Consider the following 20,123-nt stretch of genomic DNA (forward strand, 5'->3'; position numbering starts at 1 on the left):
CCCGCGTACCAGCCGCGCCGGCGCTTGAGGCGACCGTCGCGGAGCGGCGGTGCGGGGGCCAACCCAGCCGCGCGGCGTTTGAGCGCACCGGCGCGGAGCGGCGGTACGGGGGGTCCGGGGGCAGCGCCCACCGGTTTCGGGAAGGGGTGGGGAGGGGCTGGCTCCGCGCAGCGGCCGGGCGCGGGCCCGGAACCCGCGCCTCAATCGCCGGCGAGGCTGGGTATGCCCCGCCGGAGCGCCAAGAGCCCGTCAGGGCGGGAGGGACAAGGGCCCGCCGGGTCGGAGGGGCAACGCCACCTCAGGGGCGGGGCGTTGGCCAGGCCGTGAGGGCCAGTTCGGCGGCGGCGGTCAGCTGGGGGGCGGTCGCGCCGTCCTGGGCACGCTGGGAGAAGCCCTGGAGGACGGCGGCGAGGTATTCGGCCAGCGGCCGGAGAGCCGTGCCGGCCGGCAACTCGCCTTCCTGTTGCGCGCGGCGGAGGCGGGCCTCGAAGGCCGCCACGTTCTCGTTGCGCAGGTCGCGCAGGAAGGCCCGAACCCCCGCGTCCTGCACGGTGACATTCGTCGCCGCACTGATGGCCAGACACCCGGCCGGATGCGAAGGATCCGGATAGATCGCCGCAGCCTCCCGCAGGATGCGCGCGAAGGCCCCGTACGCCGTGGGCTCCTCCGCGAGGGCGACCCCGGCGAAGGCCCCGACCGGCGAGCGCCCGTACGCGGCGACGACCTCCTCGAAGAGGGACCTCTTGTCACCGAAGGCCGCGTACAGGCTCCCGGAGCGGATCCCCATCGCCTCGGTGAGGTCCCCGATGGAGACGCCTTCGTAGCCCCGCTCCCAGAAGAGACGGGTGGCCGCGGCCAGGGCCGCGTCGCGGTCGAAGGTGCGCGGGCGGCCGCGCCGGGGCGTCGTGTCGGTCATGCAGACATTTTAGAGCGGTCCACCAAGAAACCGTGCTACGGTCCATTTGTTGGTTGATCACTCAAGAATCACACCACAAGCGGAAGGCGGCGATACGCATGACCACGCAGCGACTCGAGGGCAAGACGGCCCTCGTCACGGGCGGCAGCAGGGGCATCGGCCGGGCGATCGCGGAACGCCTCGCCCGGGACGGCGCCCTCGTCGCCCTGACCTACGCCCACGACGAGGCGGCCGCCCGGGCCACCGTCGAGCGGATACGGGCGGACGGCGGCCGGGCCCACGCCCTCCACGCCCGCCTCGGCACCCACGGCGACGCCGCCGCGCTGTGGGCCGCCTTCGACGCCCAGGTCCCGTACGACACCCCGGCCCCGGTCGTGGACGTCATCGTCAACAACGCCGGCATCGGCCGCAGCGCGGACCTGGCGTCCCTGACCGAGGCCGGCTTCGACGAGGTCTTCGCGGTCAACGTCCGCGCACCCTTCTTCGTCGTACAGCAGGGCCTGGCCCGGCTGCGCGACGGCGGCCGCATCATCAACGTCTCCAGCGGCGCCGCGCACCTCGCGATGCCCGAGGCCATCGCCTACGGCGCCACCAAGAGCGCCCTGGACAACTTCACCCTGAACCTCGCCAAGCAACTGGGCCCCCGGGGCATCACCGCCAACTCGGTGGCCCCCGGGATCATCGACACCGACGTGAACGCGGGCTGGCTCCGCGGCAACCCCGCCGCCGAGGCCCACGCGGCGTCCCTGGCCGCCCTGGGCCGCGTCGGCCGCCCCGAGGACGTGGCCGACGTGGTGGCCTTCCTCGCCTCGGACGACGCCCGCTGGGTCACCGGCAAGGTCGTCGACGCCACCGGCGGCTCCGGACTGTGAGCCCGCAGCCCGGCCCCGCATCCGGTAAGAATGGCCCCATGACGGCGACTTGAAGAGATGCGGTGTGGCGGCGGGTGGGGGCCGGGTGGTCCGTCGGGGACGTGGACGGCCGGCGGGTGTGCAACCACTGCGGGACGTGGGTGAAGACGTACGCCTACCGCTACTACCCGCCGGGGGATCCGTCGTACGAGCGGTGCGTGGGCTTCGCCTGGTGCTCGGAGTGCCGGGTGTACTCCGGGAACATGGTGCAGGTGCCGCGCAGGCGGGCGCTGGTCGATCTGCTGGACGGCCTGGACGACCGGGAGCGGGAGCGGCTGCTCCGGCGTGAGGCCGAGCTGATCGGGTACCTGGACCGGAAGTGCTGAGAAACGCGGACCGCCGGGGCCCCTGCGAGCAGGGACCCCGGCGGGGTGTTCAGCGGTGATGCGGGGAGGGATCAGGTGCGGGAGCCCTGGGCCTTCCACAGGTTGCGGACCGCGGTGTCGAAGTAGGCGGCCTGGTTCCAGCCGGTGCTGGGGTTCCAGGTGCTCATGACGCCGTTGAGGTAGCCGCGCCCGGTGCGGGTGCTGTACGAGCGGACCCAGGGGCCACCGCTGGCGCCCGGACCGAAGGTGCAGTGGATGGCGTTCCGGTTGGAACCGCTCTCCTTGCGCGTGGTGCCGCGGCAGTACATCTGGCGCTCGCCGCGGTACTTGTTCGACGGGTAGCCGAAGACGTACACGTAGTTCGTGTGGTCGTAGTTGACGCTCAGGCCGTTGCTGCCGGTGACGTTCGACAGCTTGCGGCCGTTGAGCTTCGCGACGGTGACGAAGGCGACGTCACGCGCGAAGCTGCTGCTGCTGACCCAGGCCTGGAAGGTCCGGTACTCCTTGGCCTTGAAGACGCCGTACGGCGCGCGGCCGTTGGAGTAGCGCGGGGCGTAGACCCAGTTGGTCATCCACGTGCCACCGCGTCCCCCGTGGACGCAGTGACCGGCGGTGGCGACCAGCTGCTTCGAGGGGCTGTTCAGCGCACTCGCGGAGCAGACGTAGTTGAGGTTGTTCTTCGGGTTGTGGAAGAACACCTTGCCCGCGGCTGCGGTGGAGTTCACCGCGGCGCCGGCACCGGCGGCCGACGCGAGGGGCGTGGTGGGCGCGCCGGGGGCGACGTTGAACTCGGCGCCCTTGAGCTCCGGCTCGGCGGCCGCGGCAGCGGCGGCGGCCGGAACGGCGGAGTTCGGCAGCGAGTCGAGCGAGATCGCGCTCTTCATCCGCGCGGGGGTCCAGTACGTGTCCGCGGCCTCGGACGCGCCACCGGCGGCGACGGCGGAGACAGCCGCACCCGGCACGGGGGCTGCGGCCTTCACGGCAGTGGTGTGGGTCGGGGCGGCCTGCGCCGCACCGACGCCGGTCACGGTGAGCAGGACCGCTGCGGCGGGCAGGAGGGTCCTCCGGATTATTCGCACGTTCTTCCTTTCCATCGATGGCCTCCCGGGGACTGCGGGCCCGGGAGGACGTGCTGGAACAGCATCACAGAGGGGTCTGACATCGGAGCCGGTGGCTGCCGGGCCCATCCCGAAGTGTCACAAGCGGAGCCTGTGTCACCGCTGTGCGTGCTGTCCCAAACCGGGGACGGCACAACGGCTCTGACGGTTCCACGAATTCCTGACTTGTTTCGGCCGTCCGGATCGGGAACCGCGCCGGCCCCGCACGACGGGCCCTGATCCGTCCGGGGGTGGCCAAACGATTCACCGAGTGGCGGTACGTGAGGGGGGCGGCGGGGTGCGGAATGGTGGCCTCCGCATCCGGCCGGCGCCCTGGAGCCCGGCCGCACACCCCCCTCTTGACTCACTGGAGCACTTCCATGCGTCTGCGCAATGCGGCCGTCGCCCTGATCGGCGGCCTCGCCCTCGTCATCTCCGTCTCGCAGCCCTCTTCGGCGGCAACGGGGAACTTCACGTACAAGTACGTCGCTGGTGACGGGACCACGAAGGAGGGCGTTTTCACGGACCCGAACGGTGGGGAGTGCTTCGACATCCCGGAGGCCGCGGACCCGGAGTCCACTCAGCCGGCACACACGCCGGTGAACAGGACGACCGCCACGGCGACCGTGTTCGCCGACGCGGGTTGCGAGGGTGACTTCGTAGTGCTCAAGGAGCTCACCGGCAAGGGCAGTGAGAACACCAAGTTCCGCTCGGCGTCCTTCTCGTCCTAGCCCGTCACCGCTGCCCTCCAACTGCCAAGGAGCCTCCGTGCACTTCCCCGCCACCGCCCGCACCCTGCCCGCCGCCGTGCTCGCCCTCGCCCTGACCGGGGCGCTCGGCGGGGTGGCCACCGCGCCCGCCCAGGCCGCCGCCGCAGCACCGTCGCCCTGCGGCACCAAGGTGTCCGACTACACCGGCACCGCGCTCGCCGACAGCGCCTTCACCGGCAAGATCAGCCTGGCCCAGGACGGGCTGCCGGACCGCGACATCACCCTCACGCCCGTCAACCCGAACTCCACGCTGGTGAACATCGAGATCAAGATCTCCCCGACCGAGGTCACCTCCGCCACCGGCAACTTCACCCTCCGCGTGAACCCGATCAACCAGGGCGGGATCACCTTCCCGACCTACGCCGGGCCGCTCGGCCAGACCACCTCCGTGGCCTGCAACCTCACCAGCCGCGTGGTCGCCATGACCGGCAGGATCAGCACCACCGGCATCAAGGGCGACCGGGTCTTCACCGTCACCCGTTGACCCGGGCCTGCCTGCGTGCGTGCGTACCGCTGTTCCGGACCCCGGCGGGTGTCCGGAACAGCGTCGTCGCCGCCCCGCGACCGCGGCCAACCGCCCCCGACCACCCACCGGCCACCGCCCACCGGGACCCGTCATGGCGCGGCGCCGTCGACCGGCCCGTACCGGGGCAGGCCGTCCGTGGAGATGGTCCGGTCGGCGATGGTGACGTCCTCGCCGTGGACGAAGTCCTTGCGGGTGGCGTGGCGCGGGCCGTCGGGAGTCGGGTGGATGCCCGTCATCACGGCGCCCGTCCCGGTGCGGGGATCGAAGAGCGCGTACACCGGGATGCCCATGAGCGGGTAGTCCCGCATCTTGCCGACCCAGTCGTTGTCGGGGTTGGAGCGGGAAACGACCTCGATGGCGGGGCGGACGGTGTGGGCCACCAGGCCGAGCGGGGCGGACGGTTTCACGTCAGGCCGCCCTCGGGGCGTAGGACGGGCGGCAGTCGGCGCAGTGGCCCGGGCGGGCGGCTCGAAAGGCGCGGTCGCAGCCGTCGCAGGTCTGGAGGGGATGGATCACGCGGTCCGGCGGGCGGTGGCCGGGCGGGCCCTGGAGGGCGGGGACGGGGACGGGGGTGGAGTGCTTCAGGCGGTACGCGAGGAGGCCGGCCGGGTTGCGGAGGTCGTGGGGGATGTCGGCCGTCAGGGTGCGGCGGACGCCCTCGGCCGGGACGGTCTCCAGCCACCGGACCACCTCGGGGACCAGCCGGGCGATGTCCCGCTCGGCCAGCAGAAAGCGCGGGTCCCGGGCCCGGAGGGTGGCGAGCAGGTGCGCTGCCTGCTGCTTCTCGTCCGTGTCGTACGTGGTCCAGTGGGCGGGCCCGGCCCCCTGGCCCCGGCCGGCCTTCCGCTTCCGCTTCCCCGCCGCCGACGCCGACGCCTCGATCTGCGCGGATGCCGATGGCTGTGCTGCTCGTTGCGCCAGCGCTCGTACGTCCGCCGGTGGCGCCTGCGCCGCCGGTGGATCCGGCTGCGGCGGTACGGACGGACGGGCCGGGCCGGGCGACCGCGGGTCGGGGACGGGCGGGGGCGGCTCCGGGTCGGGGTCGGAGTCGGGGTCCGGCTGCGGGGCGGGTTCCGGATCGGGATCGGGACCCGGGTCGGGGTCGGTGCCCGGGGCCGGGGGCGGGAAGGGCGTCAGCGGGAGGTTGTACGAGACCGTGCGGGTGACGACCTGGCCGATGGGGAGGCGGATGCGGGTGCGGCGGAGGTAGCCGGCCGCCTCCAGTTCGTGGAGGGCCCGGCCGATGCGGAGTTCGCTCTCCGGGAAGCGGTCGGCCAGGTCCCTGATGGTGACCGGAGAGCCGGTCGGGAGGGACTGAATGTGGACGGACAGCCCGATCGCCAGCAGCGACAGGGCGGCGTGCTGGGCGAGTTGGTTGGCGACGAGCGTGAAGTTGCTCGTGAGGGGGACACGGGAGTGCGTGACTCCGGAAATGCCACCGGATCGGGCGGTTCCGCGCGGAGAGCGGCCCTTACTGGGCAGCCCCGCGCTAGGGTGCTGGAAAGCCATCGGGAAGGTTCCGACTTCCTCGTGGATCAGGCCCTCGGCAGGGATTGCAGCCCAGCCGGGGGCCGTCACAGTTTCTGGGGTTGTGGCGCGAGCATATGCCCGCCAACCCCTGCGAAATCCAGCCGAGTTGGCATAGTTCACCCATCCGAGCGATTCCGGTCGAACAGGCTGATTCGCGGGGAGGTTGGTGGGGTGGGGTTTGGTTCTTTCCCTGGTTCTTTGGTCTTTGACCGCAGGACCGGCCGGGGACCAGGCCACCGGAGCGCACGTCTTCAGGTGCCGGTCCGGACCGCCAGCTCCGCCCAGACCGTCTTCCGCGGGGACGGCCCGAGCGACACCCCCCACCGGTCGGCGAGCGCGGCCACGACCACGAGCCCGTAGCCGAGCCCGCCCTCGGCCGGCAACCGGTCCGCCTTCGTGTCGGCCACCTCGATACGGAGCGTGTCCGCGAAGACCGCCATCCCGAGCTGGAAGTCGCGCCCGGGGACGCGGCCGTGCGTGACGGCGTTGACCGCCAGCTCGGCCACGACGTGTGCCGGATCCTCCAAGGGGAGCCCCCAGGAGCGCAGTTGCTCCACCGCGAGCAGCCGGGCGAGACGGGCGCCGCGCGGGGTGGAGGAGAGCTGCACGCTGAAGAGGAGGAGCTCGCGACTTTCGAGATTCATGTCACTCAGCGTGGCCGCGCATGCCTAGCGTGGACAGCGACAACGCCCGTGCGTACGGAGACTGTCCGGTGCTTGTCCGGTCTTGTCCTGCCTGTCCGGAGCCCTGAGAGGGGTACTGCGGCGTTGGATGTGTCGGCACGTGGGAGGTGCGCGATGAGCGAGGTCAACGAGGACATTGACGAGTCCGCTTGGGACATCGATCCCGATGACGAACAGGGAGCCGCGGTACTGGCGATGGTCGCCCGACAGTTGAAGACCTGGCGGGAGATGGCCCGGATGAAGGTCACCGACTTCGGCAAGGCGATCGGCTACGGCGAGGACATGGTCCGGAAGGTCGAGGGAGGGACGCGGATCCCCAAGCCCGAGTACCTGGACAACGCGGACAGGGTCCTCAAGGCGGGCGGTCGCATCGCCGCCATGAAGGAGGACGTAGAGCCGATCCACTACCCGAAGAAGGTCCGAGACCTGGCGAAGCTGGAGGCGAAGGCGGTAGAGGTGTGCGCCTACAGCATCCACACCGTGCACGGGCTGCTTCAGACCGAGGAACACGCCCGCGCACTATTCGAGATGCGACAGCCCGCCTACTCGCACGAGGAGATCGAGCGCTTCACGGCCGCGCGCATGGCCCGGCATTCCATCTATGTGCGCGACCCCGCACCGACGCTCAGCTTCGTCCAGGAAGAGACCACACTCCGGCGACGAGTCGGAGGCACAATGGTTTGGCGACGCCAGCTCGAACACCTCCTGGAGGTGGCCAAGTTGCGAAACCTTTCGTTCCAGATCATGCCGATCGACCAGGAAATCCACGCCGGGCTCGACGGCGGCATCGAAGTGCTGAAGTTCGCGAACGGCACTGGTGTCGGCCGCTCAGAGGGAGCCTTCGGCGGACGTGCGGTGGACGAACTGAAGCAGCTCCGGCTACTTGAGCTGCGCTATGGCATGATCCGATCCCAGGCTCTCACGCCGCGGGAGTCGACGGCCTTCATCGAGCAAGTGCTGGGAGAGACATGATCCACGAGCCCGAGCTGGAGTGGTTCAAGAGCAGCTACAGCAGCGGCAGCGAGGGCGACTCCTGCGTAGAGATCGCCTGGCGCAAGAGCAGCTACAGCGACAGCAGCGAGGGCGACGACTGCGTCGAAGTCGGCGCCACCCCCTACGCCATCCTCGTCCGTGACAGCAAGGCCGTCCCCGGTGGCCCCACCCTCGCCTTCGGGTCGGCCGCCTGGGCCGGATTCATCAGGCTCGCCGCGGCGAACTGACCCGACCAGGTGAGGGCGGAACGATAAGGCGCGGGTCGGGCCGTCACCCCGACGAACGGGGGCGGTACGCGTGGGGGTGTTTCCACACCCCCACCGCACCCATGACGGGACACCCCATGCGTCTGCGCACCTCGCTGGCCGCCGCCCTCGGCGCCCTCACCCTGATCCTCACCCTGCCGACCTCCGCCTCGGCCGCCACCGGCGACTTCACGTACAGCTACAAGGGCGAGGACGGCATCGAGCACTCCGCCAAGCTCACCAACCCTGCCGACGGGGAGTGCATCGACATCGAGGGGGCCGAGGAGCAGGGGGCGGACCCGGCCTACGCCCCCGTGAACAACACGGACCGCATCGCGACCGTCTACGACGAGAACGACTGCGGCGGCAGTTACTGGGTGCTGAACCCGGGCAGGTCGAAGGCGGACTTCAACGTCGAGTCGGTGGAGTTCGGCACCCGCTGACCGGGCCGGGTGAGGGCGGAACGATCAGGCGCGGGTCGGGCCGCGACCCCGGGCGCGGGGGCCGGTAGACGTGGGGCGTCGCCACATCCGGCTTCCCCCACCCCCACCTGACGGGACACCCCCATGCGTCTGCGCACCTCGCTGGCCGCCGCCCTCGGCGCCCTCACCCTCGTCCTGACCCTGCCCACCGCCGCCTCGGCCTCGGCCGCCACCGGCGACTTCACGTTCAAGTACAAGGACGTGGAAGACGTCGAGCACTCCGCCACGTACACCAGCCCGGAGGACGGGGACTGCCTGGCCCTCGTCGAGGTCGAGAACGACGAGGCGGTCGGGCCCGCCTACTCGGCGGTGAACAGCACGGACCGCCTGATCACCCTGTACTCCGACCTGGAGTGCGGCGGCGAGTCCAGGGACCTCGCCGCCGGCCAGTCGGTCAGCAACTTCACCTTCCGGACGATCACCGTCGCGCCCGCCTGAGCCGGCCGGGTGAGGGCGGAACGTTCCGGCACGGTCTGGGCGTGACCCCCCGTGCGGGGGTCCGCTATCCATGGGGGTGCTCCCCACCCCCACACCCGAACGGGACTTCCCATGCGTCTGCGCAACTCCGTGGCCGCCGCCCTCGGCGCGCTCACCCTCGTCCTCACCCTGCCGACCTCCGCCTCGGCGGCCATCGGCAACTTCGACTACACGTACTTCAACGAGGCCGGCCAGCCGCGCATCGGTGGCCTCATCGACCCCGCGGGCGAGGAGTGCATCAACGTTTCAGGGGCCACGGACGAGAAGCCCGCTCAGGGCCCGAAGAACCTCACCAACGCCACCGCCACGGTGTTCCTCGACTTCGACTGCGAGGGCGACACCTACTACGTCATGAACCCGCTGAAGATCCTCGGCCCCGGCCTGAAGTTCCGCTCCGTCGCCTTCAGCCACTGACCTCCCCGCCCCACCCCCGCCCCTCCCGGCACCCACCCGGTTTCCCGCCCTCCGCGCGGGGAATCAACCACCGCACGCACAACGCTCGTTGATGCGTTCGGATGCCTGGGGGGGCATTGATGACCAACGGGGTGGATCTGGCGGCCGCGGCCGTCGACGCGGTGGCGCGGGCCGGGGCCGCGGCGCTGACCGCGGTCGGTACCGGCGCCGGAAACACGGCCGTGGAGATCGTCCGCGGCCGGCTGAGCGGCGTACAGCAGGGACCGGAGGCCGTCTCGGCGGTCGAACGGGCGCCGGAGGACGCGGACGCCCGCGCACGGCTGCGCGAGAAGCTGGCCGCGGTACTGGCCGAGGACCCGGCCTTCGCCTCGTACCTGGCGAGCGTCCTGGCCCCGCCCCGGCCGGCCGAGCCGCCCTCCCACACCACCGGCAGCATCCACATCGACCGCGGCGCGCGGGCCAAGGGCACGTTCGTCCTCGGCGACCAGGCGATCACCAAGATCCGCAAGGGCGACCCGGTGGCGCTGCTGGGCCTCGGCGCGGTGATCGTCGTCCTCGCGCTGGTGGTCTACGGGCTGGCCGGGCTGATCGGCGGCGACGACGACGCGTCCGCCGGCGGCGGCTCCGGGCACAAGGTGACGGCCCTCAAGGACCTGGAGACCGTCAAGTCCGTCGCCCCGGACCTGCACGCCATGCCGGCCGGGTGGGCGAGTACCTCCGAGCCCTCGGTCTCCAAGAGGGGCAGCAACGCCTGCAAGCCGTCGGAACCGGGCTGCGAGGGGGTGCTGAGCATTGCGCGGTCGCAATTCGACAGCCAGTCCAGGCAGTCAGTGGCCTTCGTGGTGGCCGCCTGCGCCTCAGCCGAGGCGGCAAAAACGACCTACCGCGACGCCCTCAAGGAAGCGAGGCGCGGAAAGCCGCTGTCCGTCTCCGCCGCCGGCCAGGAGTCCATGGCCTACGAGGTCTCGACGGGTGAGGCCCGTGCAGTCGCACGCATCGGCACCGTCGTAGTCTCCGTGACGGAGGAGAGCGAGGGCGGCACCTACGAGGTGGCCACCCTGGACTCGCTGCTCCGGATGGTCGCCGCCCGCGCCCAGCAGGCCCAGGACGGCGAGACGCCCAGCGCGCGGGCGCAGTGAGCCCCGGCAGCCGGAGGGATCCGGACGTGTCGGCCGGGTTCGACCTGGCGGCGGCGGCCGTGGACGCGATCGCGCGGGGCGGAGCGGCCCGCGGGGCCGACGAGCGGGCGGCAGTGGAGCTACTGCGGGACCGGCTGGACGGCGTCCCGGAGGGGCCCGAGGCGGTCGCGGCCGTCGAACGGGTGCCGGAGGACGTCCAGGCGCGGCTGCGGCTGCGGGACGCGGCGGCCGCGGTGCTGGCCGGGGACCCGGCCTTCGCGGCACACCTCGCGGAGCTGCTGGCCCCGCCGGAAGCGCCCGCCCCGCCGAGGCCGGTGCCGGTGCCCGAGCTGCCGCCCGGCACCGGGCGCACCGGCAGGGACCGCACCCGCGCTGGCGGCGACCGCACCGGCCCCCGGCGCGGCTCGGGAACCGCCGCGGCCGCCGCGCTCGCCCGCCGGGCCGCCGCCCGGGTCCGGGCCCGCGAGCCGGTCGCGCTGCTGTCGCTCACCGCGGTGGTCCTCGTGCTGGCGCTGGCGGGCTACGGCCTGTCCGGCGTCCTGGGCGGCGGCGGGGACGGTGCGGACGGGCCGCGTCGGGTCGTCGCGCTCAAGGATCCGGAGAAGGTCAAGGACATCGCGCCGGGGCTGCCGGCGATGCCGCCAGGGTGGACCACCATGTCCGCACCGGAGGTCAAGGAGTGCGAACCGAAGAAGGAGGACTGCTCGGGGGTGCTCCACCAGTCCTGGTCGTACTTCAAGGACCCGAACGAACAGATGGTGACCTTCGAGGTGACCGCCTGCGCCTCGACCGATGACGCGCGGCGGGTCTACCGCCGGCTGGTCACGAAGGAGGAGGACGGGGACTCGGATCACCTCTCCCTGCCCTCCCTCGGCGACCAGTCAGCCGGCTTCGAGGACCGCGACGAGGGCGACGATGAGGGCAGCACGTTCGTGCGGGTGGGCACGGTCGTCATCAGCGTCTGGGCGGCGAACGTCCAGGGCCCGTACGAGCCGGCGACCCTCAGGACACTGACCCGGATGATCGCCGCCCGGGCCCAGGAAGCGCAGAACGGCCAACCCCCCAGCGCACGGGCCGCGTAGCGGCCCCGCGCGCGGCTGCCGCGAATCCGATCGCATCCGCATGGTTCAAACGCCGCGCACGGGGGATCACTCTCCGTAACCGACGTAACCGTCGGGGTGGTGGGGACGACTGATACCTGGGGGGCTGGGACATGACGTACGAAGTGGATCTCGCGGCTGCGGCCGTGGACGCGGTGGCGCGGGCCGGGGCGATGGCGGCGACGGCGAGCGGGGCCGCCGGGCCCGCCACGACGACAGCGACGGCGACGGGCGGGGCAGCGGGCGCGGCCGGGCCGGCCGGCCCCGACGTGACGGTCACGGCCGCGGAGTTGGTGCGGGGCCGGCTGGGCGGTGTGCCGGAGGGTCCCGAGGCGGTGGCGGCGGTCGAGTGGGCCCCGGAGGACGTCCAGGCCCGGTCTCGGCTGCGGGACAAGGTGAGCGCGGTGCTGGAGGCGGAGCCCGAGTTCGCCGCGCGGCTGGCGGAGCTGCTGGTCCCGCCGGCGCCCCCGTTACCGCCCGAGCCGCCCGAGCCGCCCGCCGGCTTCGGCGACCGCCCCGACATCCGCCCCGCAGGTCGCGGCGGCGGCCTGGCCGGGGCCGCCACGGCGCTCGCCGGCCGGGCGCTCGGCCGGATCCGCAGACGCGAGCCGGTGGCGCTGCTGGGCCTGGCGGCGGTGGTCGTCCTGCTCGGCCTCGCGGGGTACGGCGTCTTCTCGATGATGACGGCCGATCCCAAGGCCATCGCCCTCAAGGAGTTCAAGACGGTCGAGTCCGTCCTGCCTGAATCGGACGCCATGCCGGCCGACTGGAAGACCGTCTCGGCCCCGCAGGTCAACACCTGCCGGGGGGCGGGCGACCGGTGCAAGGGGGTGCTGAGCGTGGCCGTGTCCTCCTATGCCGACCTGAGCGGCAAGACCGGTCAGTCGGCGGCCTTCGGCATAGCGGCCTGCGCCTCGGTCACCGACGCCCGGCGGGTCTACGCCGAGATGACCGCCGACGAGACGCGCGGGGGTCCGCTGTCTCTGCCCTCCCTCGGCCAGCAGTCCAGGGCCTTCGAGATATCGAAGGGCGAGGGGCACGCGTACGTACGGGTGGGCACGCTCGTGGTCTACGTCTCGGAGCAGGGCAGCCGCGACGACTACAAGCCCGCCGTCCTCACGTCGCTGGCCCGGATGATGGCCGAGCGGGCGCAGCAGGCCCAGGACGGCAAGACGCCCAGCGCGAAGGTGGAGTGAGGCGGGCGCCGGGCGTGAAACTTCCGTGAACGGCCCAACCATCCAGCCAGTCTGATCATCCTTCAAGCCAGTTCGTCGCGCCCCCGCGCGACGCCTGCGAGAAGGAGGTCCATGTCCCGCCCCAGGATCGACTACCCCCGGCGCGGCAGGCGCGGCTGGCGGCGCTGGACGCCGTCCTGGAAGCTGGTCACCGGCCTCTTCCTGCTCTTCCTCGGCGCCCTCGCGGCCCTGGTCGTCACCGTGTACCAGCGGATCGAGATACCCGACGCCCGGGACACCGCCCGCCGCCAGGCCACCGTCTACTACTGGGCCGACGGCAGCCGGATGGTCAGCGTCGGGGACGTCAACCGGCAGGACGTGGAGCTCCACCAGGTCCCCGAGTCCGTCCCGCGGGCCGTGATCGCCGCGGAGAACGCCGACTTCTACAGCGACTCGGGCGTCTCCGTCCCCGGGATCGTCCGGGCCGCCTGGAACATCGCCAAGGGTCAGGAGGTACAGGGTGGTTCGACCATCACGCAGCAGTACGTCAAGAACACCTACCTGAGCCAGGAGCAGACCGCCGAGCGGAAGTTCAAGGAACTCTTCCTGGCCGTGAAGGTCAGTCGGCAGCGGCCCAAGGAGGAGGTCCTTCAGGGCTACCTGAACACCTCGTGGTTCGGGCGGGGCGCCTACGGCATCCAGGCCGCCGCCTACGCCTACTACGGCGTACCGGCCGCCAGGCTGGACCCGGGGCAGGCCGCCCTGCTGGCCGCCGTCCTCAAGGGGGCGGAGGAGTTCGACCCGTCGCTGAGCGCCGCCAACCACGAGCGGGCGGTGGACCGCTGGAAATGGATCCTGGACCGCGAGGTCGCGACCGGGGTCATGACCGAGGAGGAGCGGGCCCGGTACACGAAGTTCCCCGAGCCGAAGCCGCCGGTGAAGCCGACCAGCCAGGCCGGCCAGATCGGCTACCTCGTCGACCTCGCCAACAAGTACCTCAAGAGCCGCACCGGCATCACCGACAAGGACCTGGCCCGGGGCGGGTACAGCGTCCACACCACGTTCAGGAAGGAGAACACCGCCGCCCTGGCCGCCGCCGTCGAGAAGATCAGGAAGGAGAAGCTGGACCCGGCCGGGCGGGCCGACGACCGGGACGTGGAAGTGGGCGCGGCCTCCGTGGACCCGAAGGACGGGGCGGTGGTCGCGGTCTACGGCGGCGCCGACGCCATCAAGCACTTCACCAACAACGCCGACACCTCGGGCGTCCCGGCCGCCTCGGCCTTCAAGCCCTTCGTGTACGCCGCCGCCCTGGAGGAGGAGTTCGGGTCCGAGGTCTACCCCGTCGCGGAGGGCACCCCGGGGGCCGCCGAGGCAGTAGCCACCCCGGCGCCCCTGCTGATGGCCCCGCCCTCGGGCCGGCTGACCGACCTCCAGTCGGCCCTGGTCGCCTCCGACAACACTCCCTTCGTGGCGACGGGCAAGCGGCTCGGGCTGGACAAGGTCAAGAAGCTCGCGGTGGCGACGGGACTGCGCGAGGAGAGCATGGCGAAGCTGGAGCCGACCTTCGCGATCGGCACCTCCACCCCCAGCGCCGTCCGGCTGGCCAGCGCGTACACGACCTTCCTCAACCAGGGGCGGGCCACCGAGCCGTACTCGGTCACCCGGGTCGAACGGGACGGCACGGCGGTGCCCGGGCTGACCCGGCCGGCGGCCCGGCAGGCGATCCGCTCCGAGACCGCCGCGGCCGTGGGCTTCGCGCTTCAGGAGGTGGGCCGGACCACCCTCGGTCCGCCGACCCAGGTCGGTGACCACCGGCCCGTCTGGGCCGGCCGGACGGGGGTCAACGACCGTATGAAGTCGGCTTGGTTCGTCGGGATGACGCCCGAGCTGAGCACGTCCGTCGGGATGTTCCGCACCAAGCCGGAGATCACGCAACTGCTGCCCATGACGGGCGTCGGCGGGGCGGACACCGAGCGCGGCGGCACGCTGCCGCCGCTGATCTGGCAGGCGTACGACCGGACCACCTGACCGGTCGCCCGCGGGCGCGGGCATGGCGGTGCGCCGGGCCCCGTCGCACGAGGGACCCGGCGCCCGGCGGCGTGCGTCAGACCCGGTCGGCGGCGATCAGGACGTACTGGAAGGAGCCGTCCTCGTAGGACTTGATGAAGGCCTCCTCGATGCCCGTCACCAGCGAGGAGGTGGCGCGCAGCTTCCAGTACGGGAGGGTGTCCGGGGTCAGGTCGATCACGGCCTGCGGGACCAGGCGGTTGTCGGCCATCGCCTTCAGGTACTCGCGGCGGGAGTGGATGTTGCACTCGAAGTGGGCGTTGATCTGCGAGACCCACTTGGAGGGCTGGCCGTAGCGCGGGTTCCAGCAGCCGGTGATGGTCACGTACCGGCCGCCGACGCGCAGGATCCGGGAGTGCTCGGCCATCAGGTCGTCGAGGTCGACGTACATGCTGGACTCGTTGTTCCAGGAGGCCGCGGCCGAGCCCTTCTCGAAGGGCATGTCGAGCATGTTGCAGACGCGGGCGGCGACGTGGTCGTCGATGCCCAGCTCGGCGGCACGGCGGTTGCCGAACTCGGCCTGCTTGGCGGAGAGGGTGACGCCCTCGACCTTGCAGCCGAAGCGCTGGTGGGCCATGACGGAGGAGCCGCCGCGGCCGCAGCCGGCGTCCACCAGCAGGTCGTCCCGGCCGATCAGGCCGAGGTTGTCCAGCAGGACGTCGGTCTGGGCGGACTCCAGCCGGTGCAGCTCGGCGATCAGCTTCTTCTCGTACGCGGCGTCGGAGGGGTCGCCCAGGGCGGCGTGGTCGATCTCGCCGACGCCGTAGTGGTGGTGGTAGAGGCCGTCGACATCGCCCAGCTTCAGGTTGACCGGGCGGGCCTCGCCGTCCCAGTAGCGGGCGATGTCGCCCTGGTAGGGGGTGGCGGGGTTCGGGACGAAGGCGGTGGCGGTCTCAAGGGTGGTCATGTATCGGATCCGTCCTTACCAAAAGTCGGGCAGGCTGTAGCGGTAGGTGTTGTTCATGTGCCAGTCGTGGTTGCCGTCCACCCAGACCGCCACGCCCCGCAGGAAGCGCAGCACCGTGGGGATCGGCAGGGCGGCGGCCGCCTCGGCGGAGGCCGCCTCGAAGGCGTGCATCAGTTCGTTGTGGACCTCGATGGCCTTGAGGTAGCCGTCGCGGTCGGACAGGCCCTCGCGCTCGGAGATGACCACCGGCAGGTTCATGTGCTTGCCGGGGCTCTTGAGCTCCTTGGTGTACGAGTACAGGTCGTTGGCGAGGGTGGTGGCGTTGCCCGCCAGGCCGATCACCCGCTGGAGGGCGGGCTGGGCGTGCAGGTCGGCGGGCAGCTCGTAGCCGCCGATGGTGTCGGTGATGGTGGGGCAGGGGCGGAAGTTGTTGAACTGCCGCATCGCCAGGTACTCGTGCACCTCGGGGGTGTAGTCGGTCTCCGACCAGGCCGCCTCGGCGAGGTAGCCCATGTGGAGCCGGGCCATGTCGTGGCGGAAACGGTCCGCCTGGGAGGCGGTGGCCCCCTCCAGGAAGTACCGCATGGCGGAGGCGTAGGCCCGGCGCGGGGCGTCGGCACCCAGGGACTCCAGCCAGGCGGGGGTGTACTCGGCGGTCGTGTGGACCGGGTCGAGCGCGGTGTGGGCCAGCAGGAGGCGGCCGCCGAGCCCTACGGGTGAGCCTCCGTGGTCCTCGCAGTAGACGTCGTCGACCACGTTCTCCGCCACCATCAGGCGCGTGGCGATCATGAGGTGTTCGACGGTGGGTGCGTCGGGGTGGCAGCCGACCATGTAGCGGGCCACGGAGAAGCCGTCGAACTGGTCCTCCCACTCAGGGGGGTAGAGCTCGACCTCTTCGACGGCCCACTGCTTGATGCGGCGGCTGACCTCGGCGACGCGGGTGGGGTCCGGTTCGGGGATGGGGTGGTAGTAGAGGCCGGGGATGGGGCGGCCGGTGCCTCCGGCGGCTACTGGGGGGTCCTGGGCCTCCGTGGGTGCCGCTACCTCTGGCTCCGGCGGGGCTGCCGGGGCCTCGGGGCGGCGGGCCAGGGAGAGGGTGGCGGTGCCGAGGCCGCTGGGGCCGTGGGGGATCCGCGGCTCCGGCGGGGCCGGGGCCTCTGCCAGTGCCGCTGCCTGCGCCTCTGCTGGTACGGGCTCTCCGGGTGCCGTCCCCGGATCGGCGGCGGGGACGGCGGTCGGGAAGCCCGGCGGCAGGCCGGCGTGCGGCAGGGGCAGGCCGGCCTCGGCCAGGGCCGTGAGGACGGCTTCGGGGATGCCGGTCAGGAAGGTCGGGGTGAGCCCTGGGGTGGGCATCCGTGGCTCCTTTGGATCTGCGGGTCCCCCGCGCCTCCGCCTCCGCGGTCGGAGGAGGAGGTGCGGGGGCGTACCGCTTCGTGGTCGCCCGCGGCGACGTTGCCGGGGCGCCGCCCCGGACCCCGCGCCTCAATCGCCGGCGGGGCTGGACTGGCCGGGACTCCAGCGCCAAAGCTCCAGGTGGGCAGTGGGGCAGGGCAAGCCGGATCTACTCCGGGCGGCGGGCGATCTGGACGTTTTCCAGGACGCCGAGGGCGTCGGGGACGAGGACTGCCGCCGAGTAGTAGGTCGTGACCAGGTAGGACATGATGGCTCGCTCGTCGATGCCCATGAAGCGGACCGAGAGGCCGGGCTCGTACTCCTCCGGGAGGCCGGTCTGGCGGAGGCCGATGACGCCCTGGTTGTCCTCGCCGGTGCGGAGCGCCAGCACCGAGGAGGTGTTCTCCTTGGTGATCGGGATCTTGTTGCACGGCAGGATCGGGACGCCGCGCCAGGCCGGGACCATCTGGCCGCCGAGGTCGACGTGGGTCGGGTACAGGCCGCGCTTGTTGAACTCGCGGCCGATCGCCGCGATCGTCTTCGGGTGCGCGAGCAGCATCTTCGTGCCGCGGCGGCGGCACAGCAGCTCGTCCAGGTCGTCCGGGGTGGGCGGGCCGGAGTGGGTCTGGATGCGCTGGTTGAAGGCGGCGTTGTGCAGCAGGCCGAACTCGCGGTTGTTGACCAGCTCGTGCTCCTGGCGCTCGCGCAGGGCCTCGATGGTCAGCCGGAGCTGCTCCTCCATCTGGTTCATCGGGCCGTTGTAGAGGTCCGCGACCCTGGTGTGTACGCGCAACACGGTCTGGGCGATGGAGAGTTCGTACTCGCGCGGCTGCGCCTCGTAGTCCACGAAGGCACCCGGCAGCTCGGCCTCGCCGACGTGGCCGGCCGACATGGCGATCTCGGCCTCGCCGTGCTTGTTCTGGCGCTGCTGCGGTAGCGCGCTGAACTGGCGGATGTGCTCCTGGAGTTGCGGCGAGGCGGCCATCACGGAGGAGAAGTCCGCACGCGAGAGGGTCAGCAGCGTGCCGGAGGTCTCGGCGGTGGCGGTGTAGTCCCAGGTGGCGTCGGCGTCGAGCAGGGCGTTCTCGCCGAAGCGGTCGCCGTCGGCGAGGACGGCGACCGTGACCTGGTCGTCGTACTGGCCCGCGGAGCTCTGCTTGATGCGGCCGTGGGCGATGAGGTGGATCTGGTCGGCGGGGGTGCCGCGCTCGACGAGGACGTCGCCGGCCGCGAACTCGCGCTGCTGGCAGCGGTTGGCGAGGGCGCCCAGCACCTCGTCGTCCTCGAAGCCGCGGAGCAGCGCCAGCTCGCCGAACTCCCGGGGAATGATACGGACGTTGGCGCCGTCCTGGACGAAGTCGATCCGGCCGTCGCCGACGGTGTAGGTCAGGCGGCGGTTGACCCGGTAGGCACCGCCCTTGGTCTCCACCCAGGGGAGCAGCTTGAGCAGCCAGCGGGAGGTGATCTCCTGCATCTGCGGGGCGGACTTGGTCGTGGTCGCGAGATTGCGGGCAGCCGCCGTGCCCAGGCTGGTCTGCTGCGGGGCCTGCGCGCCCGCCTGTGCCTCGGGGCTGGTTTCCACGGTCATGCGGGAGGTTCTCCTTCGTCAGGGCAGCCCTGATCAGGCAGTGACCGCATGGGGCGAACCTGCACGTCACCGCAGAAAGGTAAGAAATAGAGCCAAGGGGATGAAGCGGGAATATCAGGTCGAACGGCTGGATTCCGTTCAGATCCTCGGGAACAGTAACCGTCCGCGACGGGGGGCCACCTAGAGATGCCAGGGGCATTAGCTCGATGCGGTGATCTTGGGTCGTGTCGTGTTTGGCGGGGCAATTGACGGGTTTCGGACAAGGCGGGGGCGGGGCCGTCCGGCGTGCGCGCGGTCTTCCTTCTGCCGTTCCGTGGGCCTAATCTGACGGCTCGTCAGCTCGTTTTGTTGAGGGCTCCTGCCTGCCTGGAGGCGATCGCGCATGCTGCTGCAAGGGAAGACCGTCATCGTGTCGGGGGTCGGGGCCGGGCTCGGGCACCAGGTCGCCGCGACCGTGGTCCGGGACGGCGGCAATGCGGTGCTGGGGGCCCGGACCGAAGCGAATCTGGCCAAATCCGCCGCCGAGATCGACCCGGACGGGGCGCACACCGCCTACCTGCCGACGGACATCACGGACGAGTCCCAGTGCGAGGCGCTGGCCGCGCTGGCCGTCTCGCGGTTCGGCGGGATCGACGCGGTGGTGCACGTGGCGGCCTGGGACTCGTACTTCGGCGGGCTGGCGGATGCGGACTTCTCGACCTGGGCGCAGGTCCTGGACGTCAACCTGCTCGGCACCCTGCGGATGACGCGGGCCTGCCTGCCGGGGCTGCGGGCGGCTGCGGGCGGCGGCTCGGTGGTGATCATCGGGACGCAGTCGGCGGTGGCGGCGCCGTCGGAGGTCCAGCAGGCGGCGTACGCGGCGTCGAAGGGGGCGCTGACCTCGGCCATGTACTCCATGGCGCGGGAGCTGGGGCCGGCGCGGATCCGGGTCAACACGGTGCTGCCGGGGTGGATGTGGGGGCCGCCGGTGCAGGCCTTCGTGACGTTCGCGGCGGCGGGTGAGGGGGTTCCGGAGTCGGTGGTGCGGGGGCGGCTGGAGTCGCGGATGGCACTGCCGGAGCTGGCGACGGACGGGGACGTGGCGGATGCGGTTGCCTTCCTGGCGTCTGGGCGGGCGCGGGGCATCACGGGCCAGTCCCTCCTGGTGAACGCGGGCGAACTCATGCGCTGACCCCGCGGCGCTTGCCGCCCCCTCCCTACGCCCGGCCCGGCCGCGCTCCGGCCCGTGCGGGCCTGGCCTGGCCTGGCCGTGTGGGCATACCCAGCCCCGCCGGCGTTTGAGGCGACCGTCGCGCAGCGGCGGTGCGGGCCCACCGGGCGGCACCCGCCGTGCCGGCCCAGCCCCGCCGGCGTTTGAGGCGACCGGCGCGGAGCGGCGGTGCAGG

Annotated in this window: 21 protein-coding genes and 1 pseudogene; 14 read left to right on the plus strand and 8 right to left on the minus strand. The window is 71.9% G+C overall.

From position 1 onward, the window contains the following. Window positions 1-298 precede the first annotated feature (298 nt). The gene (locus tag AB0O40_RS33590) at window positions 299-916 is read right to left on the minus strand and encodes a TetR/AcrR family transcriptional regulator (RefSeq protein ID WP_365049305.1); all 618 of its coding nucleotides are present in this window, start codon (window positions 914-916) and stop codon (window positions 299-301) included. Between the two features lie 98 nt (window positions 917-1,014). Between AB0O40_RS33590 and AB0O40_RS33595 the strand changes: the two genes are divergently transcribed. Both AB0O40_RS33595 and AB0O40_RS33600 read left to right on the plus strand, forming a co-directional pair. Beyond that, window positions 1,015-1,788, plus strand: a complete 774-nt coding sequence (locus tag AB0O40_RS33595) for an SDR family oxidoreductase (protein ID WP_365049306.1) — start codon at window positions 1,015-1,017, stop codon at window positions 1,786-1,788. Between the two features lie 62 nt (window positions 1,789-1,850). Beyond that, window positions 1,851-2,153, plus strand: a complete 303-nt coding sequence (locus tag AB0O40_RS33600; RefSeq protein WP_365049307.1) for a hypothetical protein — start codon at window positions 1,851-1,853, stop codon at window positions 2,151-2,153. 71 nt (window positions 2,154-2,224) lie between these two features. Here AB0O40_RS33600 and AB0O40_RS33605 read toward each other — a convergent pair whose 3' ends face one another. Beyond that, window positions 2,225-3,247 (minus strand): trypsin-like peptidase domain-containing protein, encoded by a 1,023-nt coding sequence (locus AB0O40_RS33605; RefSeq protein WP_365049308.1) that lies wholly within the window; start codon window positions 3,245-3,247, stop codon window positions 2,225-2,227. 383 nt (window positions 3,248-3,630) lie between these two features. Between AB0O40_RS33605 and AB0O40_RS33610 the strand changes: the two genes are divergently transcribed. Together AB0O40_RS33610 and AB0O40_RS33615 are read left to right on the plus strand one after the other, a co-directional pair. Continuing rightward, on the plus strand, window positions 3,631-3,981 hold the full coding sequence (locus AB0O40_RS33610) for a hypothetical protein (protein ID WP_365049309.1): 351 nt from the start codon (window positions 3,631-3,633) through the stop codon (window positions 3,979-3,981). A 37-nt stretch (window positions 3,982-4,018) separates the two neighbouring features. Then, window positions 4,019-4,504 (plus strand): hypothetical protein, encoded by a 486-nt coding sequence (locus AB0O40_RS33615; RefSeq protein WP_365049310.1) that lies wholly within the window; start codon window positions 4,019-4,021, stop codon window positions 4,502-4,504. Window positions 4,505-4,635: 131 nt separating this feature from the next. Here the strand turns inward: AB0O40_RS33615 and AB0O40_RS33620 are convergent. The 3 genes and pseudogenes from AB0O40_RS33620 to AB0O40_RS33630 form a co-directional block, all read right to left on the minus strand. Then, window positions 4,636-4,905, minus strand: a pseudogene (locus tag AB0O40_RS33620) (Uma2 family endonuclease); the annotation flags it as partial. A 49-nt stretch (window positions 4,906-4,954) separates the two neighbouring features. Beyond that, window positions 4,955-6,055 (minus strand): helix-turn-helix domain-containing protein, encoded by a 1,101-nt coding sequence (locus AB0O40_RS33625; RefSeq protein ID WP_365049311.1) that lies wholly within the window; start codon window positions 6,053-6,055, stop codon window positions 4,955-4,957. 272 nt (window positions 6,056-6,327) lie between these two features. Continuing rightward, window positions 6,328-6,720 (minus strand): ATP-binding protein, encoded by a 393-nt coding sequence (locus tag AB0O40_RS33630; RefSeq protein WP_365049312.1) that lies wholly within the window; start codon window positions 6,718-6,720, stop codon window positions 6,328-6,330. A gap of 153 nt (window positions 6,721-6,873) precedes the next feature. Here AB0O40_RS33630 and AB0O40_RS33635 point away from each other — a divergent pair, with 153 nt between their 5' ends. From AB0O40_RS33635 to AB0O40_RS33675, 9 genes are all read left to right on the plus strand, one after another. Beyond that, window positions 6,874-7,731, plus strand: coding sequence for a helix-turn-helix transcriptional regulator (locus AB0O40_RS33635; RefSeq protein ID WP_365049313.1), 858 nt, complete (start codon window positions 6,874-6,876; stop codon window positions 7,729-7,731). After that, the gene (locus tag AB0O40_RS33640; protein ID WP_365049314.1) at window positions 7,728-7,979 is read left to right on the plus strand and encodes a DUF397 domain-containing protein; all 252 of its coding nucleotides are present in this window, start codon (window positions 7,728-7,730) and stop codon (window positions 7,977-7,979) included. The genes AB0O40_RS33635 and AB0O40_RS33640 overlap by 4 nt, the downstream gene beginning before the upstream one ends. Before the next feature lie 116 nt (window positions 7,980-8,095). After that, entirely contained in the window at window positions 8,096-8,440 is a 345-nt protein-coding gene (locus AB0O40_RS33645) for a hypothetical protein (RefSeq protein WP_365049315.1), read from the plus strand. Window positions 8,441-8,563: 123 nt separating this feature from the next. After that, window positions 8,564-8,917 carry a hypothetical protein gene (locus tag AB0O40_RS33650; RefSeq protein WP_365049316.1) on the plus strand — a complete coding sequence of 118 codons (354 nt, stop codon included), beginning with the start codon at window positions 8,564-8,566 and terminating at the stop codon, window positions 8,915-8,917. 111 nt (window positions 8,918-9,028) lie between these two features. Further along, the gene (locus AB0O40_RS33655; protein WP_365049317.1) at window positions 9,029-9,370 is read left to right on the plus strand and encodes a hypothetical protein; all 342 of its coding nucleotides are present in this window, start codon (window positions 9,029-9,031) and stop codon (window positions 9,368-9,370) included. Between the two features lie 119 nt (window positions 9,371-9,489). Next, window positions 9,490-10,509: a hypothetical protein gene (locus AB0O40_RS33660; protein WP_365049318.1), complete on the plus strand. Its 1,020-nt coding sequence runs from the start codon at window positions 9,490-9,492 to the stop codon at window positions 10,507-10,509. Between the two features lie 26 nt (window positions 10,510-10,535). Continuing rightward, entirely contained in the window at window positions 10,536-11,591 is a 1,056-nt protein-coding gene (locus AB0O40_RS33665) for a hypothetical protein (protein ID WP_365049319.1), read from the plus strand. Window positions 11,592-11,722: 131 nt separating this feature from the next. Further along, entirely contained in the window at window positions 11,723-12,805 is a 1,083-nt protein-coding gene (locus AB0O40_RS33670) for a hypothetical protein (protein WP_365049320.1), read from the plus strand. A 111-nt stretch (window positions 12,806-12,916) separates the two neighbouring features. After that, the gene (locus AB0O40_RS33675; protein WP_365049321.1) at window positions 12,917-14,812 is read left to right on the plus strand and encodes a transglycosylase domain-containing protein; all 1,896 of its coding nucleotides are present in this window, start codon (window positions 12,917-12,919) and stop codon (window positions 14,810-14,812) included. 76 nt (window positions 14,813-14,888) lie between these two features. On the opposite strand, the gene AB0O40_RS33680 is transcribed toward AB0O40_RS33675, so the two are convergent. The 3 genes from AB0O40_RS33680 to AB0O40_RS33690 all read right to left on the minus strand — a co-directional run bounded on the left by AB0O40_RS33680 (window position 14,889) and on the right by AB0O40_RS33690 (window position 18,738). Further along, the gene (locus AB0O40_RS33680; RefSeq protein ID WP_365049322.1) at window positions 14,889-15,758 is read right to left on the minus strand and encodes a geranyl diphosphate 2-C-methyltransferase; all 870 of its coding nucleotides are present in this window, start codon (window positions 15,756-15,758) and stop codon (window positions 14,889-14,891) included. 15 nt (window positions 15,759-15,773) lie between these two features. Beyond that, the gene (locus AB0O40_RS33685) at window positions 15,774-17,111 is read right to left on the minus strand and encodes a family 2 encapsulin nanocompartment cargo protein terpene cyclase (RefSeq protein ID WP_365049323.1); all 1,338 of its coding nucleotides are present in this window, start codon (window positions 17,109-17,111) and stop codon (window positions 15,774-15,776) included. A gap of 208 nt (window positions 17,112-17,319) precedes the next feature. Further along, the gene (locus AB0O40_RS33690) at window positions 17,320-18,738 is read right to left on the minus strand and encodes a family 2B encapsulin nanocompartment shell protein (protein ID WP_365049324.1); all 1,419 of its coding nucleotides are present in this window, start codon (window positions 18,736-18,738) and stop codon (window positions 17,320-17,322) included. A 382-nt stretch (window positions 18,739-19,120) separates the two neighbouring features. Here AB0O40_RS33690 and AB0O40_RS33695 point away from each other — a divergent pair, with 382 nt between their 5' ends. Then, window positions 19,121-19,909 carry an SDR family oxidoreductase gene (locus AB0O40_RS33695; protein ID WP_365049325.1) on the plus strand — a complete coding sequence of 263 codons (789 nt, stop codon included), beginning with the start codon at window positions 19,121-19,123 and terminating at the stop codon, window positions 19,907-19,909. Window positions 19,910-20,123 lie beyond the last annotated feature (214 nt).

It is taken from the genome of Streptomyces sp. NPDC089919 (assembly GCF_040684615.1).
Classification (GTDB): Bacteria; Actinomycetota; Actinomycetes; order Streptomycetales; family Streptomycetaceae; genus Streptomyces.

Coding starts and splice junctions, on each gene's coding strand:
- AB0O40_RS33590 (WP_365049305.1), bottom strand. CDS start 916: ATGACCGACACGACGCCCCGGCGCGGCCGCCCGCGCACCTTCGACCGC.
- AB0O40_RS33595 (WP_365049306.1), top strand. CDS start 1,015: ATGACCACGCAGCGACTCGAGGGCAAGACGGCCCTCGTCACGGGCGGC.
- AB0O40_RS33605 (WP_365049308.1), bottom strand. CDS start 3,247: ATGGAAAGGAAGAACGTGCGAATAATCCGGAGGACCCTCCTGCCCGCC.
- AB0O40_RS33610 (WP_365049309.1), top strand. CDS start 3,631: ATGCGTCTGCGCAATGCGGCCGTCGCCCTGATCGGCGGCCTCGCCCTC.
- AB0O40_RS33625 (WP_365049311.1), bottom strand. CDS start 6,055: ATGGCTTTCCAGCACCCTAGCGCGGGGCTGCCCAGTAAGGGCCGCTCT.
- AB0O40_RS33630 (WP_365049312.1), bottom strand. CDS start 6,720: ATGAATCTCGAAAGTCGCGAGCTCCTCCTCTTCAGCGTGCAGCTCTCC.
- AB0O40_RS33635 (WP_365049313.1), top strand. CDS start 6,874: ATGAGCGAGGTCAACGAGGACATTGACGAGTCCGCTTGGGACATCGAT.
- AB0O40_RS33640 (WP_365049314.1), top strand. CDS start 7,728: ATGATCCACGAGCCCGAGCTGGAGTGGTTCAAGAGCAGCTACAGCAGC.
- AB0O40_RS33645 (WP_365049315.1), top strand. CDS start 8,096: ATGCGTCTGCGCACCTCGCTGGCCGCCGCCCTCGGCGCCCTCACCCTG.
- AB0O40_RS33650 (WP_365049316.1), top strand. CDS start 8,564: ATGCGTCTGCGCACCTCGCTGGCCGCCGCCCTCGGCGCCCTCACCCTC.
- AB0O40_RS33655 (WP_365049317.1), top strand. CDS start 9,029: ATGCGTCTGCGCAACTCCGTGGCCGCCGCCCTCGGCGCGCTCACCCTC.
- AB0O40_RS33660 (WP_365049318.1), top strand. CDS start 9,490: ATGACCAACGGGGTGGATCTGGCGGCCGCGGCCGTCGACGCGGTGGCG.
- AB0O40_RS33670 (WP_365049320.1), top strand. CDS start 11,723: ATGACGTACGAAGTGGATCTCGCGGCTGCGGCCGTGGACGCGGTGGCG.
- AB0O40_RS33675 (WP_365049321.1), top strand. CDS start 12,917: ATGTCCCGCCCCAGGATCGACTACCCCCGGCGCGGCAGGCGCGGCTGG.
- AB0O40_RS33680 (WP_365049322.1), bottom strand. CDS start 15,758: ATGACCACCCTTGAGACCGCCACCGCCTTCGTCCCGAACCCCGCCACC.
- AB0O40_RS33685 (WP_365049323.1), bottom strand. CDS start 17,111: ATGCCCACCCCAGGGCTCACCCCGACCTTCCTGACCGGCATCCCCGAA.
- AB0O40_RS33690 (WP_365049324.1), bottom strand. CDS start 18,738: ATGACCGTGGAAACCAGCCCCGAGGCACAGGCGGGCGCGCAGGCCCCG.
- AB0O40_RS33695 (WP_365049325.1), top strand. CDS start 19,121: ATGCTGCTGCAAGGGAAGACCGTCATCGTGTCGGGGGTCGGGGCCGGG.